The organism is Streptomyces sp. NPDC059874 (assembly GCF_042731135.1).
In the GTDB taxonomy this organism is placed as follows: domain Bacteria; phylum Actinomycetota; class Actinomycetes; order Streptomycetales; family Streptomycetaceae; genus Streptomyces.
Map to the genome: position 1 here is coordinate 44,430 of NZ_JBHWJY010000037.1, position 14,007 is coordinate 58,436.

Genomic DNA, 14,007 nt, shown 5'->3' on the forward strand with positions numbered 1-14,007 from the left:
CGCGCCATCGTAACCATCAACATTCGAGATGCGGGGAAGTGTTCTGGATCACTCCCGGCCCGATTCGGTGATATCGGAATGCCGCAGTTGTCACGTTTTGCCATCCAAATCGGCGTGCTGTTCACCGGAATGCGGCTTTGCATTTACCGAGTGGCGTGAACTGGGCCGTTGGCCACGAAAGTGCGTGCGGTAACGTCTTTGCGGGGGATTACAAAACTCGGCATGAGCTGCCGGTTTTGCATGTTTGGACGTTACCGGGGGAGAAGGCCTTGTCAGGCACCATCGAGCGCCGGCGTGCCCGCCGCGCGCGCGGCGGGCACGCCCAAACGGCGAATGCGTCGCGCAGTAGGCACCGCAGAGGCCGTGGAGCTCCGGACGCCGCGGGCGATGAGACGCTCTACGACACCGTCATTCTCGTGCCCGCGCGCAACGAGGAAGTCGGCGTCCTCACGTCACTCGAGTCGCTGGCCGCCCAAACCCGGCGCCCCGACCTCATCATCGTGGTCGTCAACAATTCGACCGACCGCACCTACGACTTCGCGCAGCAGTTCGCGGACGACGAGCGCACGCCTCCGACGGTCGTCCTGGACCTCCCCGACAACCCGCACAAGAAGGCGGGCGCCCTCAACTACGGCCTGGACTGGCTCCGGGAGGCCCTCGGCGGGCGGTTGACCAGCGCGATACGACACGTCCTGGTCATGGACGCCGACACCGAGCTGCACCCGAAGTTCATCGAGCGGGCCCGCAACGTCATCGCCTCCGACCCCGAGCTCGGCGGTGTCAGCGCCGCCTGCCTCGGCCGCACCGGCCTGTGGCGCAACCCCTGGCAGCGCTACCTCCTCGGCATGCAGATCATCGAGTACGGCCGGGCCGCCAACTCCCGGTACCGCAAGGACGTCCACACCATGTCCGGGGCCGGCTCCTTCTACCGGTCGGAGGCCCTGCAGAGCCTGCTCGACTGGCGGGGCGAGGTCTTCTGGGAGGACCACGCCAACCTGGTCGAGGATTACGAGACCACCCTGGCGCTCAAGGAGTCCGGCTGGAAGGTGACGGCCAACCAGCTCTGCATCGCGTACACCGACCTCATGCCCACCCTGCGCGAACTCGTCCAGCAGCGCGAGCGGTGGAGCCGGGGCACTGTGGACACCCTGCGTGCCCGCGGCTGGACGAAGTTCACATGGCACTCCATCTGCACGATGATCCTGGCGCTCCTCGGATCCGCCTACGTCCTGGGATGGGGAACGTCACAACTCTGGCTGGCCGCGAAGCACGGCTTCTCCACCCAGCCGGTCTTCCTGGTGCTCGTCGGCTTCTGGATCGTCTATCCCGCGCTCCGGGTACGCAATCTCGGCTGGAAGGCGATGCTCGTCGAAGCCTCGCTGCTTCCGGAGCTGGTCTACACCGTGGTACGGACCTATTGGCTCGTGTCATCTCTCATCAAGTCGTACGTGACCCGCGTTTCCGCGTGGAAGTGAACCAAGGAGAGCAATGAATTCCCTCAAGGGCTTGGGGGTCTGCGTGGTGCTCGCGGGCATCGCCTTCGCGCTGACCAAGGTGGAGGACATCTCCCTGGTGCTCTTCGTCCTCAGCATCGGGATCATCGTCGTGTCGCTGGTCACCTACGCGGCGTCCGTCAGGCGGCGCCGGAACGACTACCGGGTCGCCGGCGAGTAGCCGCCTCTGATCGCTCGGACCTTCCGTGACGGCCCGCCGGTTCTCCGGCGGGCCGTACGCCTGTCCGCAGCGTCACCGCACTTGCGCGCGGAGCTCCATCGCTCCGCGCGCGGCCGCCTCGCTGTCGTACACCTCGCACATGTGCCGCCCGTCCGGCGTCGCCGTGTGCTCGACCTCCCACAGGCTGAGCTCCGTACCGTCCAGCAGTACGAAGGCGTGCTCGTACAGGCTGAAGCCCGCGTCCCGCCCGTCGAAGCGGCAGTGCCGGGAGCCGAAGGCCTGCGTGATGTGGTGCGCGTAGGCGGACCGCAGCAGCGCCGCCACCGGCTCGCCGGGCCGGTCCGCGTTCTCCGCGCGGCGCAGGACCCGCCGGGCGTGGTCGGCGGACTCCTCGACCGCGTACTCCCGGTGCCGCTGCGCCGGCGCCGAGGCCGCGAACAGCGCGCTCAGCACGGCCACGTCGTTCTCCGGATCGTCGTCGCCCGGCTCCAGCGCCGCGTCGGCCGGGACCGCGCCGAACAACCGGGCCACGGCCAGGCAGATCTCCGCCTTGCTCGCGAAGACCTCGTGCCGGACCGTGCGGTCGCCCTCGCCCAGTCGGTACGTCAGCTCCCACAGGGAGACCGAACCGCCGTCCGCCAACAGGTAGGTGTGCCGGTGGGTCTCCCGCCACAGCCCCGTCGCCGGGCTGTGGTGGGTGGTGTACAGCGAAGAGCTGTGGGCGAGCGCGGCGCCGAGCCGCTCGACCAACCGGTCAGGCAGGTCGAAGGAGTTGAGGGTGCGGCCGAGGAGTCGGTCGAGGTGCGCCTCGGTTGTCTCGTACGGATCGCTCAAGGTGGGTCTCCAGGCCGTCGCAGCTAGTCACTTCGCGGAAGCTCAACGTAGCCCCTGGCTCTGACATAACGTCCGGGGTTCGGTAAAACGTCCGGGAACCATCCGTGGTTCCCGCCACCCCTTCAGGTCAACTTGCGTACGGATGCGCATGGTTAGGCCTGATCTGTGGGACAGCGCGGGACTATGGGCCACATGGCAACGAATACAGTGGATGTCCCGCGTCAGCAGGGACGGCCGGGCAGTCGACACGAGGGCGAACCGGAGGCCGCGGCGGCCGCTCCGAAGGGCTTGGCCTGGCTGCTGGCCATCACCGGTGCGGCCGGACTCCTCGCCTCCTGGGTGATCACCCTCGACAAGTTCCTCCTGTTGGAGGACCCGGACTTCAAGCCGGCCTGCAGCCTCAACCCGGTGGTCTCCTGCGGCAGTGTGATGCAGAGCGAGCAGGCGCAGGTGTTCGGCTTCCCCAACCCCATGCTCGGGCTGGTCTCGTACGCCGTCGTGGTGTGCGTCGCCGCGGGCCTGCTGGCCGGTGCCCGCTACCGCGGCTGGTTCTGGCTCGGCCTGAACGCGGGCACGCTCTTCGGCGTCGGGTTCTGCTCCTGGTTGATGGCCCAGTCGCTCTACGAGATCAACGCGCTCTGCCTGTGGTGCTGTCTGGCCTGGCTCGCGACCCTGCTGATGTTCTGGGCGGTCACCGCGCACAACGTCCGTACGGGAACCCTCCCCGCCCCCGGCCCGGTGCGCGGCTTCTTCGGCGAGTTCGGCTGGGCTCCGCCCGCCCTGCACACCGGGGTGATCGGGATGCTGGTCCTCACCCGGTGGTGGGACTTCTGGACGGGGTGACGGCCCCACATGGGGCGGGGCGCGCGAGGGCCCCGGCAGCCGGACGCTGCCGGGGCCCTCGTCGCTCGACGCGGGTGGGGGTCCCCCCGGACGGAGTTTGGGGGGAGGAGATCAGCTGCCGACGGAGCCGTTGCCCGAGAGGACCGGGATGTTGTCCAGGATGTGGGAGAGCGGCTCGTCGCCCTTGGCCTGGGTGGAGTTCTCGGTGCACTGCTGGTTCTGCGGGTTGGACAGGACGTTGATGTCCTGGACACCGACGTTGACCAGGGCGATCAGCGACTCGGCGTTGACCTTGGCGGGCAGGCCGATGCAGGGCTTGTTCAGGGTGCCCTGGACCAGGCCGAGCTGCGGGCTCTGCTCGCCGTGGGTCTTCTGGTTGCCGTAGATCTGCTGGGCACCGTTGCCGTTGACGGTGTTGACCCCGTTGTCGTTGCCGATGGCCATGGCCGGGGCTGCGGCAGCGGCGCCCGCGCCGACCGCGACGGCGGAGACCGCGGCGGCGGTCATGAACTTCTTGAACATCTTGATCCTTTTGTCGCACGAGTGCCCGCTGATGGAGCGCCCTGGTCAACTGCCCCGCCGGGGGGTTGGTTCCGGTGCTTCACTCAAACGGCCCGCGTGCCGCGGGGTTTTCCCCGGAGGGGGTGAGCCTTCTGCGGACGCGTGCGCGAAGCCCGTACGCACCCTGCACCGGTTCAAGATCCGGTTGCGCTCCGTGCGAGGTGTTCGCACGGTGAGTAAGGAAGCGGATCGCTCTGGTCCGTTTGTATGCCACCACCAGAAGGAACACCCATGCACCGCACCAAGCCGTCCCGCGCCCGCATGATCGTCCCGTCGGCCCTCGCCGTCGTCATACTGACCGGCGCGGCAGCCCCCGCGGGCGCCGCGGACGGTGAGGGCGCCGCCGCGCTCGACCAGCGAGCGGCGGCAGCCCAGCGGCAGATCGAGAAAGTGGAGGGACGGGCCGCGGCCGGCCCGATCGACGACCTCCTCGCCGGCCTGACCAAGACCCTTGCGGATCTCCTCAAATCGGTCGGGGGCCTGCTGCCCGGCGGGGTGACACTGCCGTCGATCGAGCTGCCGAAGCTCCCGGAGATCGAACTCCCCGACCTGTCCGACCTCATCCCCAAGCTACCGGTGGAGCTGCCGCCGCTCGACGGGGTCGTCCCGGCCCAGCCGGCGGTCCCGCTCACGCCTCCGGCGGAACTCGCCCCCGAGACCCCGGACATCCCCGAGATCCCCGAGATCCCCGAGATCCCCGACCTCCCGGGGATCCCCGACCTGCAGTAGGGCGGAGCGGACGGCCCGGAACCCTGCGTGCGACGAAGGCCGTTGAGCTGAACAGGTCTGATCCCGCGCGGGGCCGTGTCGTCCGGGAAGCCGGGACGTTTCGCTCGATGTGAGCCCCGGGATCGGGGCAGTACATCGAACAGAAGGTGCACTTCCCATGAACTCTGCCAAGAAGGCCGCCATGGTCCTGGCCACCGCCGGTCTCGCTGCGGCCGGCGCCGCCGGCTCTGCCGCGGCCGACTCGTCGGCCGACGGCGTGGCCGCGGGTTCCCCCGGTGTGCTCTCGGGCAACCTGGGACAGGTTCCGGTCCACGTTCCGATCAACGTCTGCGGCAACTCCGTGAACGTCATCGGCGCTCTGAACCCGGCGTTCGGCAACATCTGCGTCAACAGCTGACGTCAGCGGTTCGACGGCTCAACGGACTGTGGGCGCCCCGGCCTCGCCGGTGGCGCCCACAGTCTTGTCCGGGCGGCTCAGCCCTGGCCGCCGTTGAGCTGGACGCCGCCGAGCATCGGCGACGCCTGGGTGGCACCGTTCGCGAGGCCGAGGACCGTGCCGGGCACGTCGTTGCGGACCTTGTTGACCTTCTGGGCCGTGCCCACGACCTTGTTGATGGCGTCGCCCTGCTCGGCCAGCGCGTTGCCGGCGGTCTGCGGGAGGGCCTCGGTGACGGGGTTGACGGCGTTCAGCACCTCCGTCGCCCCGCTGGTCACGCTCATGGGGGGCATGGCGGCGGCCGGGGCATCGGCGGCGAAGGCGGGGGCGGAGGCGCCGAGGGCGGCTGCGGAGCCGACGACGACAGCGGCGACCTTCGAGAGCTTCATTATTCGAAATCCTCTTCTTTTCGTGGACAGAGGCGTCAGCGGCGACCGTCGCGCCGCTTTCGCCATGGGTAACGATCGCCCGCCGGTACGGAAACGCGGAGGGGCGCGGCGCAGAGTGTGGTCATGACAGCGGCCGGAGAATCCGACGAGGGATCCTCCGGCCGATATTTCTTCCGATTACCGGTATTCCCGGTCAGGCGATTCGCGACCGCCGGTACAGAATGGCGCCGCCCAGGATCAGGGCGGACGCGAGGGCCGCCGCGGCCGCGGGCTGACCCGCGCCGGTCTCGGCCAACACGGGCGCCGTCACGTGCGCCGGTACGGGAACGGGCGCGGGCGCCGGGGCCTGCGGAGCCGGCGCGGGAGTCGGGGCCGGGGGCAGGTGGACGGGGGTGTCACCCGCGGGGGCGGCCGGCGGCTGGTCGGTCGGGCGCTCCACGGGCTGGCTCCCGCGCGGCGGTCGGGGCGCGGGGGTCTCCTCCGCCTCGGGCGCCGGGTGCTCCTCGTCGCACTCCTCCTCGTCGGGGCCACCGTTGCCGTCGGGCGTCGGTGCGGGCGCCTGCGGAGCCGGGGCGGGGAGCGGCTGCGGAGCCTCCTCGACCGGGGCCGGTACGGGCATCGGTGCGGGGAGCGGCGCGGGGGCTTCCTCGACGGGGGCCTCGGGAGCCGGGGCGGGGGCCGGGGCCGGCAGCGGCGCGGGGGCTTCCTCGACGGGGGCCTCGGGGACCGGGACCGGGGCGGGGGCCGGCAGTGGCGCGGGGGCCTCTTCGACGGGCGCCTGCGGAGCCGGTGCGGGGAGCGGCTTGGGGGCCTCCTCCTCGACCGGGGCGGGGAGCGGCTGCTCCTTCTCGGGCTGTGGCTGGGGCTTTGGCCGCGGGGGAGCGGGGGGAGCCGGGTGGGGTGCGGGGGCCGGGCGCTCCGCCTCGGGCCGGGGGTGGTCGTCGCACTCCTCCTCACCCTGCTGCTGATGCTGCTCCTCGTGGGAGTCGCCGTAGCCGCCCTGGTCCCGCTGGACCGGCTGGTCCCGCTGGACGTGCTGGACCGGCTTGACCTGCTCAACGGGCTGCGCCCGCTGGTCGTGCCGGGATTCGTGGCGCTGCTCCGGCACCCGGCGCCGCGCCTCGCGCTCGTCGAGGTAGCGCTCCAGGGCCTCCGCGTTCTCGGGGCTGAGGTAGCGCGAGTAGTCGTGGTCGTCATCGGCGTGCCCGCCCGTCGTGGTGGCGCACGTGTTGCCCATCGCGGGGTTGAGTCCCGCCCCGGCGTCCACGCTGTTGCCGCACACGTTCGGCGCGAAGGTGATCGGTACCGAGACGCTGTTGCCGGCCAGCACACCCGGCGAATGCGAGGCCTCGGCCGTCGCTCCGGGATGTGCGTAGGCCGCGCCGGTGGCGATCGAGAGCAGACTCGACGCGGCTGCCGCCGTGAGCATCCCCTTGCCCAGTACCTGTCGGCTCAGTACCTGTCGCATGGGTCCTTCCCTGTCTACCGGCGGTGGTGCCGGTGCTGAATCGAAGGTGGCCTCGGAGTGCACCGCCGTGCACTCCGAGGCCACTCCGAGGAGGTTGCCCTTGCGGGCACAGAGCTTCGTCAGGCGTTGACGCAGGTGTTGCCGAACGCGGGGTTCAGCAGCGCGATCACGTTGACGGTGTTGCCGCAGACGTTGACCGGGACGTGCACCGGAACCTGGAGCAGGTTGCCGGAGAGGACGCCGGGGGAGCCCACGGCCTTGCCGTCGGCGACCGAGTCGGCCATGGCGGGGGAGGCGGCACCGGCGGCCATCAGAGCGCCGGCGGCCAGCACCACTGCCTTCTTGTACGTCATTTTTTTTCGATTCCTTCCCGCAGGGGCGTATCCACTGCAGAATTAACAACGAGCGGCCGGGGCAAAAGAAACCCCACATTTTCGGCTACGGCTCGGTAATTCACTCCGATGCCCTGCTCGAATTCTGCTTCCGGTCCGCCGGTGGATTTACGGAGATGTTTTCGGGACCTACACGCGGCGAGGCCGTCGCGACCCGAAGGTGCGACGGCCTCGCAGGCACGGGGCTCGGTCAGCTGCCGGCGGAGGCGTTGCCGGAGAGCACCGGGATGTTGCTGAGGATGTGTGAGAGGGCCTCGTCACCCTTGGCCTGGGTGGAGTTCTCGGTGCACTGCTGGTTCTGCGGGCTGGACAGGACCGGGATGTCCTGGACGCCGACGTTGACGAGGGCCAGCACGGACTGCACGTTGGCCTTCGCGGGCAGGGCGATGCAGGGCTTGTTGAAGGAGCCCTGGATCAGGGCCATCTGCGGGCTCATGTTGCCGTAGGTGGCCTGGTTGCCGTAGATCTGCGAGGCGCCGTTGCCGTTCACGGTGTTGATGCCGTTGTCGTTGCCGACCGCCATCGCCTGCGGCGCCATGGCCGCACCCATGCCCACGACCGAGGCGGCAACCGCGGCCGAGGCCATCATCTTCTTGATCATTGTCGTCCCTTTTTTGCAGGATTGCCCGGTAGTGGAGCACTCGGATCAACGGCCAGGCCCTGGTTTGGGTTGCGTGGCTTCACCCGGATGCAGCCGTTTCGGGCGGCACGGTTGACGGTCAGACGTTCACGCAGGTGTTGCCGAACGCCGGGTTCAGCAGGCCGATCACGTTCACGGTGTTGCCGCAGGCGTTCACCGGGATGTGTACCGGCACCTGGCCCAGGTTGCCGCTCAGAACGCCGGGGGACTCGCCCGCGAAGCCGCTTGCCGTCGCGCCGTCCCCGCCGTGCGCGGAGGCGAGGCCCGCGCCGCCCATCAGCATGGCGGCGCTCGCGACGGCCATGGTGGTGCCGCGCACCAGCCTCTTCTTCATCTCCGTAATTCCTTTCGGTTCGAACAATGGTGCAACCCATAACGACCCGTCGGTCCGGAGGGTGCGCATCATCGCCCAAAAGGCCGTACGAGCGAGTCCGACGTGATTTCCAGCCCGATTTCTGACAAAGTGCACTCCTGTTTTGTCCCGTTGATCGAAAATGGAGACAGGGGTCCATGGGTTCCTCACGCAGAATCCTCGGCACGCTTGGCCTGCTGTCCTGCCTCACACTTTCCGCGTCACCCGCTTCGAGTGCCCCTGCTCCGAAAGAACTTCCCCGGGTCACCTTCACCGAGCGTTACCAGGCCGTGCAGCACGGCGGGCTGGTCCGGGCGTCCAACTCCGCCATCGGCTGCCGCAAGGAGCAGTCCCCGGAGGCCGAGCCGTGTGCCGAGGTCAAGCGGGGTGCGGCGGGGGTCAACGGCGACTTCGAGATGTTCTACAGCGAGGTCGACGTGGACCCGGACACCTACAACTCCACCCGGGCCGAGCTCAAGGTCCCGCAGGGCGCGAAGGTCTCGTACGCCCGGCTCTACTGGGGCGGGAACCTGCGCGTGGGCGAGCAGAAGCCGCCGCAGGACAACGGGCGCGTGCTGGTCGCCGAGCCGGGCGGTGCCTACAAGGAGGTCCTCGCCGACACGGTGATCGGCCACCGCACGGACGCCGGCAGCGATGCCTACCAGGCCTCCGCCGACGTGACCCCGCTGGTGCGCAAGGGCGGGGCCGGGATGTGGACGGTCTCCCAGTTGAACGTCGCCATGGGTCACTCCGAGGTGGGGGCCTGGGGCGGCTGGACGCTGGTCGTCGCCTACGAGCACCCCAAGGAGCCGGTGCGCCGGATCTCGCTGTGGGACGGCTTCGAGGTGCTGGCCGCCCGAGCCGGCGACGGGATCGTCGAGGTCGAGGGCTTGGACGCGCCGCCCGGGGCCGCGGGGAAGGTCGGGCTGGTCGGCTACGACGGGGACCGCGGGGTCCTCGGGGATTCACTCACCGTGACGTCCGACAGTGGGCGCCGGGTGGTCATCGGCGATGCAGAAAATCCTTTTAATGATGTTATGAATTCCACGGTCGCGGAATTCGGAGACCACTCGTTCGTGCGACAGCCCGAACATATTAACAATCTCGGATATGACGCGGACGTGTTCGACCTGAGTCCCGCCCTGTCCGGTGGCGCCCGCAGCCTCAACTTCAGGTTCACGGGCGAAAGTCAGGGTCATTTCCTCGGTGTGCTCTTCGTTCAGACAGACGCGCGCCGCTGAACGTAGGAGCACTCCACGTGCCCACACAGCCGCGGGCCGCACGGCCCACGACCGTCCTCCACCTCGTCCAGCCCGTCGACGGCGGTGTGGCCAGGGTCGTCATCGACCTCGTCCGCGCCCAGACCGCCGAAGGCCTGCGCACCGTCGTCGGCTGCCCGCGCGGCGGCGTCCTCGCCGACGCCGCCCGGGACGCCGGGGCCGAGGTGCTCACCTGGCGCGCCGGCCGGGCCCCCGGCCCCGGGCTGCCCGCCGAACTCCTCGGGGCCCGACGGCTGCTGCGTCACGTCCGGCCCGACCTGCTGCACGCCCACAGCGCCAAGGCGGGACTGGCCGGGCGGCTCGCCGCGCGCGGCGCCGTGCCCACCGTCTTCCAGCCCCACGCCTGGTCCTTCGACGCCGTGGGCGGGGCCACCGCCGCCCTCGCGCTGCGCTGGGAGAGGTACGGGGCCCGCTGGGCCGACCGGGTGCTCTGCGTCAGCGAGTCGGAACGCCGCGCGGGCGAGACCGAGGGCATCACCGCCCACTGGTCGGTGATCCGCAACGGCGTCGACCTGGACCACTTCCGCCCCGCCGCGCCGGACCCCGACCACGACAAGGCCATGGCGCGTGCCGAACTGCCGCTGCCCGCCGCCTTCCGGGGTGAGGGGCCCCTCGCCGTCTGCGTGGGCCGGCTCTGCCGGCAGAAGGGGCAGGACGTGCTGCTGCGCGCCTGGCCGGAGCTGCTGGGCACCGTCCCCGGAGCCCGCCTCGCGCTCGTCGGCGACGGCCCCGACACCGAACGGCTGCGCCGCACGGCACCGCCCGGGGTGCTCTTCGCGGGAGCCGCCGCGGACATCCGACCGTGGCTTCGGGCCGCCGATCTCGTTGTACTGCCGTCGCGGTGGGAAGGCATGGCGCTCGCCCCGCTCGAAGCCATGGCCTGCGGCCGCCCGGTCCTGGTCTCCGACGTCAGCGGTGCCCGCGAAAGCCTGCCGCCCGGCCAGGGACGCCTGTGCCTGGTACCGCCGGAGGACCCGACGGCGCTGGCCAAGGCCCTGGGAGGGCTGCTCGCCGAACCGGGGCTGCTCGCCGAACTCGGCGAGCAGGCCCGGCAGCACGCCCGGACCGACTTCGACGTGCGGCGGACCACGGACGCGGTCACCGGTCTGTACCACGAACTGCTGGGCCGGCCCCGGCCCTTGAACCAGGAGCGCATCAGCCGATGACGATGGACAGCGCACCCGCCCGGCGGCACACCGGGCAGGGCGGCACGGGGCCCGCCTTGGCGCCTGCGCCGAACACAGCGGCACGCCGTGCCGCGCCCGCCATCCACCCCCCGCGCGGACCCAAGGCCGACCGGGCCCGGACCGCCGTGCGCCCGCAGCGGATCCGCCGCCGCGGGCTGGTGCTCCCGCTGCTCACCGCCGACGCGCTGGCCGCCGTACTGACCGTGACGGCCCTGCCCGTACCGGCCCTGCCCGTCGAGGCGGCCGCCCCTGCGGCCCTGCTGCTCACCGTCCTGCACGCGCAGGCCGGGCTTTACCGGCCGCGGCTCGCCCCTTCCGCGCTCCTCGAACTGCCCGCGCTGGCCGGGCGGTCCGCCGTCCTGTGGTGTACGGCCGCGGCGGTCGTCGCCGCCGTCGACCCGGGCCGGGCCCTGGGCTGGAGCGTGCTGCTGGCCGCCGTGTGCCTTCAGGTCGTACTGACGTGCGCGGGACGCGGGTTCGTCAACCAGTGTCGGCGCCGCACGGCCGTACGCAGGCCCGCCTCCGCCCTCGTCGTGGGGCCCGGCGCCGGTGCGGGCGCGGTGGCCGCCGCCCTGCACGGCCGCCCCGAGTTCGGGCTGCGCCCGGTCGGGGTCGCCGACACCGCGGGGGGCGAGGAGGGGGAGGGCGGCGCCCTGCCGCTGCTCGCGACCCACGAGGACGTCCGGCGCGCGGTCATCCAGAACTCCGTCCGGCACGCGGTGTTCACCCTCCCGCCGGAGGCCGACGCGCGCACCGCCTCGCTGGTCCGGCTGTTCCACGACCACGGCTGCCGGCTCTGGCTCGCCGACCCGGCCGGCACCGCCAAGGTCACCGGCATGCGGGTGGCGTGCCCCGCCGACCAGCTGTGGGGATACGCCGTGCAGCCGCTGCTGCCGCGCCCGGCACGGCCGTTGGAGCGCTGGGTGAAGCGGGGCCTCGACGCCGTGCTCGCGCTGGTCGCGCTGATCGCCGCCGCGCCCGTGATGGCCGCGTGCGCGCTCGCCGTACGGATCGGGGACGGGCCGGGGGTGATCTTCCGGCAGGAGCGCGTCGGCCTGTACGGGCGGCCCTTCACCCTGCTGAAGTTCCGTACGCTGCGCGCCGACGAGCACGAGGCCGCCACCCGGTGGACGGTCGCGGGGGACCGCAGGATGAGTGCGGTCGGCTCCTTCCTGCGCAAGTCCTCGCTGGACGAGCTGCCGCAGCTGTGGAACGTCGTACGAGGTGACATGAGCCTGGTCGGACCGCGTCCCGAACGGCCGTTCTTCGTCGCCAAGTTCTCCACCGTCCACCCCGGCTACGAGGCCCGGCACCGGATGCCCGTCGGCATCACCGGCCTGGCCCAGATCAACGGCCTGCGCGGGGACACCTCCATCGAGGACCGGGCCCGCTTCGACAACCACTACATCGACACCTGGTCGCTGTGGCAGGACCTGTGGATCCTCGCCCGCACCGCGGCCTCCTTCTTCCGCTTCAGGCTGGGGGGCAGCTGATGAGCCTTGCGGTATCCCTCGACGGTTCGAGTCCCGACGTGCCGGGCCTGCTGCGGCGGCACTGGCCGCTGCTGCCGCTCGCGGCGACCGTGCTGTTCCTCCTGGCCCCGCTCCCGGCGGGAGACGCGACCGCCTCCGGGAAGGTCGGCCCGGCGGACGCGGCCTCGCTGCTGCTCGTGTTCGTGTGCGCCGTGCAGGCGCTGCGCGGCCGGGTGCGGGAATTGAGCCCGTTGGGGGTGCTCGTGCTCGGGGCGCCGGGGGTCGGGCTCGCGGTGGCGACGATGACCGCGGGGGACCCGTACGCGGCGCTGCCGGGCTTCGTGCGCTACCTGCAGGTCTTCGTCCTGGTCCCGGGCGCGGTGGTGCTGCTGGTGCGCGACGCGGGGGAGTTCCGGCTGGCCGCCGGGTGCTTCGTGGTGCTGGCGCTGGTGCAGGGCGCGATGGGGGTCGTGCAGTACGCGACCCACACGGGGGCCTCGTACCAGGGCGAGGACATCCGGGCCGTGGGGACCTTCGGTCCCGGTGACGTCATGGGCATGGCCACGGTGGTGGCGTACGGGTTGATCGTGGCGATCGCGCTGGCGCTGGCGCCGGGAGCGCCACGGCGGGTCCGGAGGATCGCCGCGGGCTGCGCGCCGGTGCTGGTGGTGCCGTTGGTGCTGTCGTTCAGCCGGGGCGCGTGGATCGCCACCCTCGGGGCGGCGCTGCTGGTCATGACCCTGGCCGGGATCCGGCGGGCGCTGAAGGTGCTGGTCGCGCTGTGCGCGGTCGGGGTGGTCCTGGTGGGCGGGCTCGGGGTCGGCTCCGAGATGGTCGCCGAGCGGCTGACCTCGATCACCCAGGTGTCCAGCGCGCCCGACCAGTCGGTGACCGACCGCTACACGATGTGGGCCGCGGCGGAGTCGATGTGGCGCGACCGGCCGGCGGTCGGGGTCGGGCTGAAGGGCTTCCCGGCCAACCGGGACGGGCACTCCTCGCTGGGGCTGTCCTCCGGCAGCGACACCGCGGGCGCGGGCCAGGGCTACGTCCGCCAGCCGCTGCTCTCCCCGCACAACATGTACCTGCTGGTCCTGAGCGAGCAGGGGCTGATCGGCCTGACGGCGCTGGCGGGCGGCTGGGCGGTCCTGCTGGTGGCGGGGCTCGGCCGGCTCGCCTCCGGTCGGTTCGCCTCCGGCCGGCTCGCCTCCGGCGCGGGCACGCGGGACTGCGGGTTGATCGCCGTCGGACTGCTCGTGTGGCAGCTGACCGACTTCCTGTACGCGGACATCGGCGGGCCTTCCACGGTCCTGACCGGCGTGATCATCGGACTGGCCGCCTGGTGGGCCCTTCCCTCCCCGGCGGTTGCCGGTCCGCCGGGCGCGGCCATCGCGGCGGGTTCCGCCTCCGCCTCCGTCGGGGCCGCGGGTTCGGGAGGCCGCCGGCGCGGCGGTGCGGTGGCTGCCGCGGGCGGGCGCAGCGGCCGGCCGGCCGGCCGGCGCGCCGTTCCGGGTGCGGACGGCCGGTGACGGACACCACGCCTTGGCGGCCCGCCTCCGGCCCTCCGGCCGGAGCGGGCCCCACCCATGTCCCGGGCACCCCGGACCCGACCCGCATCCCGGCGGCCGCGGACCCCGGCTTCGTGACCGGCGGCCTGCCGCGCTCGTCCGACGGCCCGGCGGGCCCGCGTCGACCGGACGCGGCCCGGGTCCCCGCGGTGTCGGATCCCGGGTTCGTGACCGGGGGGCTGCCG

General features: G+C 71.6%; 16 protein-coding genes. 9 read left to right on the forward strand and 7 right to left on the reverse strand.

All coding sequences use genetic code 11. The features are described from left to right. Positions 1-416 precede the first annotated feature (416 nt). Together ACFV9H_RS21795 and ACFV9H_RS21800 are read left to right on the forward strand one after the other, a co-directional pair. Complete coding sequence (locus ACFV9H_RS21795) at positions 417-1,475, forward strand: glycosyltransferase family 2 protein (RefSeq protein WP_385400650.1); 1,059 nt, start codon at positions 417-419, stop codon at positions 1,473-1,475. Positions 1,476-1,488: 13 nt separating this feature from the next. Further along, positions 1,489-1,674, forward strand: a complete 186-nt coding sequence (locus ACFV9H_RS21800) for a hypothetical protein (protein ID WP_385400651.1) — start codon at positions 1,489-1,491, stop codon at positions 1,672-1,674. 72 nt (positions 1,675-1,746) lie between these two features. Here ACFV9H_RS21800 and ACFV9H_RS21805 read toward each other — a convergent pair whose 3' ends face one another. Further along, entirely contained in the window at positions 1,747-2,508 is a 762-nt protein-coding gene (locus tag ACFV9H_RS21805; protein ID WP_385400653.1) for a DUF6227 family protein, read from the reverse strand. Positions 2,509-2,691: 183 nt separating this feature from the next. Between ACFV9H_RS21805 and ACFV9H_RS21810 the strand changes: the two genes are divergently transcribed. Continuing rightward, positions 2,692-3,351 (forward strand): vitamin K epoxide reductase family protein, encoded by a 660-nt coding sequence (locus tag ACFV9H_RS21810; protein WP_385400655.1) that lies wholly within the window; start codon positions 2,692-2,694, stop codon positions 3,349-3,351. A 111-nt stretch (positions 3,352-3,462) separates the two neighbouring features. Here the strand turns inward: ACFV9H_RS21810 and ACFV9H_RS21815 are convergent, their stop codons facing one another. Beyond that, entirely contained in the window at positions 3,463-3,873 is a 411-nt protein-coding gene (locus ACFV9H_RS21815; protein WP_385400657.1) for a rodlin, read from the reverse strand. Between the two features lie 270 nt (positions 3,874-4,143). Here ACFV9H_RS21815 and ACFV9H_RS21820 point away from each other — a divergent pair, with 270 nt between their 5' ends. Then, complete coding sequence (locus ACFV9H_RS21820) at positions 4,144-4,641, forward strand: hypothetical protein (protein ID WP_385400659.1); 498 nt, start codon at positions 4,144-4,146, stop codon at positions 4,639-4,641. A 157-nt stretch (positions 4,642-4,798) separates the two neighbouring features. After that, positions 4,799-5,038, forward strand: coding sequence for a chaplin (locus tag ACFV9H_RS21825; RefSeq protein ID WP_385400661.1), 240 nt, complete (start codon positions 4,799-4,801; stop codon positions 5,036-5,038). A 77-nt stretch (positions 5,039-5,115) separates the two neighbouring features. Here the strand turns inward: ACFV9H_RS21825 and ACFV9H_RS21830 are convergent, their stop codons facing one another. The 5 genes from ACFV9H_RS21830 to ACFV9H_RS21850 form a co-directional block, all read right to left on the reverse strand. Next, positions 5,116-5,466, reverse strand: coding sequence for a hypothetical protein (locus ACFV9H_RS21830; RefSeq protein ID WP_385400663.1), 351 nt, complete (start codon positions 5,464-5,466; stop codon positions 5,116-5,118). A 193-nt stretch (positions 5,467-5,659) separates the two neighbouring features. After that, positions 5,660-6,934: a chaplin gene (locus ACFV9H_RS21835; protein ID WP_385400665.1), complete on the reverse strand. Its 1,275-nt coding sequence runs from the start codon at positions 6,932-6,934 to the stop codon at positions 5,660-5,662. 119 nt (positions 6,935-7,053) lie between these two features. Next, positions 7,054-7,287: a chaplin gene (locus tag ACFV9H_RS21840; RefSeq protein WP_385400667.1), complete on the reverse strand. Its 234-nt coding sequence runs from the start codon at positions 7,285-7,287 to the stop codon at positions 7,054-7,056. A 229-nt stretch (positions 7,288-7,516) separates the two neighbouring features. Beyond that, the gene (locus tag ACFV9H_RS21845; protein WP_329384344.1) at positions 7,517-7,927 is read right to left on the reverse strand and encodes a rodlin; all 411 of its coding nucleotides are present in this window, start codon (positions 7,925-7,927) and stop codon (positions 7,517-7,519) included. A 118-nt stretch (positions 7,928-8,045) separates the two neighbouring features. Then, the gene (locus ACFV9H_RS21850) at positions 8,046-8,300 is read right to left on the reverse strand and encodes a chaplin (RefSeq protein WP_385400670.1); all 255 of its coding nucleotides are present in this window, start codon (positions 8,298-8,300) and stop codon (positions 8,046-8,048) included. A gap of 176 nt (positions 8,301-8,476) precedes the next feature. Here ACFV9H_RS21850 and ACFV9H_RS21855 point away from each other — a divergent pair, with 176 nt between their 5' ends. From ACFV9H_RS21855 to ACFV9H_RS21870, 4 genes are read left to right on the forward strand one after another with little or no spacing between them, the layout of a single operon-like run. Next, positions 8,477-9,559 carry a DUF3344 domain-containing protein gene (locus tag ACFV9H_RS21855; RefSeq protein ID WP_385400673.1) on the forward strand — a complete coding sequence of 361 codons (1,083 nt, stop codon included), beginning with the start codon at positions 8,477-8,479 and terminating at the stop codon, positions 9,557-9,559. Positions 9,560-9,576: 17 nt separating this feature from the next. Beyond that, entirely contained in the window at positions 9,577-10,764 is a 1,188-nt protein-coding gene (locus ACFV9H_RS21860) for a glycosyltransferase (RefSeq protein ID WP_385400676.1), read from the forward strand. Continuing rightward, entirely contained in the window at positions 10,761-12,278 is a 1,518-nt protein-coding gene (locus ACFV9H_RS21865; RefSeq protein WP_385400678.1) for an exopolysaccharide biosynthesis polyprenyl glycosylphosphotransferase, read from the forward strand. Before ACFV9H_RS21860 ends, ACFV9H_RS21865 begins: the two co-directional genes overlap by 4 nt. Next, a complete protein-coding gene (locus ACFV9H_RS21870; RefSeq protein WP_385400680.1) occupies positions 12,278-13,783 on the forward strand; it encodes an O-antigen ligase family protein in 1,506 nt (501 codons plus the stop codon). The genes ACFV9H_RS21865 and ACFV9H_RS21870 overlap by 1 nt, the downstream gene beginning before the upstream one ends. Positions 13,784-14,007 lie beyond the last annotated feature (224 nt).

What these genes read in the sequence shown, in the direction of transcription:
- ACFV9H_RS21845 (WP_329384344.1), bottom strand. Translation starts at nt 7,927, where the DNA reads ATGATCAAGAAGATGATGGCCTCGGCCGCGGTTGCCGCCTCGGTCGTG.
- ACFV9H_RS21800 (WP_385400651.1), top strand. Translation starts at nt 1,489, where the DNA reads ATGAATTCCCTCAAGGGCTTGGGGGTCTGCGTGGTGCTCGCGGGCATC.
- ACFV9H_RS21835 (WP_385400665.1), bottom strand. Translation starts at nt 6,934, where the DNA reads ATGCGACAGGTACTGAGCCGACAGGTACTGGGCAAGGGGATGCTCACG.
- ACFV9H_RS21840 (WP_385400667.1), bottom strand. Translation starts at nt 7,287, where the DNA reads ATGACGTACAAGAAGGCAGTGGTGCTGGCCGCCGGCGCTCTGATGGCC.
- ACFV9H_RS21865 (WP_385400678.1), top strand. Translation starts at nt 10,761, where the DNA reads ATGACGATGGACAGCGCACCCGCCCGGCGGCACACCGGGCAGGGCGGC.
- ACFV9H_RS21870 (WP_385400680.1), top strand. Translation starts at nt 12,278, where the DNA reads ATGAGCCTTGCGGTATCCCTCGACGGTTCGAGTCCCGACGTGCCGGGC.
- ACFV9H_RS21815 (WP_385400657.1), bottom strand. Translation starts at nt 3,873, where the DNA reads ATGTTCAAGAAGTTCATGACCGCCGCCGCGGTCTCCGCCGTCGCGGTC.
- ACFV9H_RS21850 (WP_385400670.1), bottom strand. Translation starts at nt 8,300, where the DNA reads ATGAAGAAGAGGCTGGTGCGCGGCACCACCATGGCCGTCGCGAGCGCC.
- ACFV9H_RS21820 (WP_385400659.1), top strand. Translation starts at nt 4,144, where the DNA reads ATGCACCGCACCAAGCCGTCCCGCGCCCGCATGATCGTCCCGTCGGCC.
- ACFV9H_RS21855 (WP_385400673.1), top strand. Translation starts at nt 8,477, where the DNA reads ATGGGTTCCTCACGCAGAATCCTCGGCACGCTTGGCCTGCTGTCCTGC.
- ACFV9H_RS21825 (WP_385400661.1), top strand. Translation starts at nt 4,799, where the DNA reads ATGAACTCTGCCAAGAAGGCCGCCATGGTCCTGGCCACCGCCGGTCTC.
- ACFV9H_RS21830 (WP_385400663.1), bottom strand. Translation starts at nt 5,466, where the DNA reads ATGAAGCTCTCGAAGGTCGCCGCTGTCGTCGTCGGCTCCGCAGCCGCC.
- ACFV9H_RS21810 (WP_385400655.1), top strand. Translation starts at nt 2,692, where the DNA reads ATGGGCCACATGGCAACGAATACAGTGGATGTCCCGCGTCAGCAGGGA.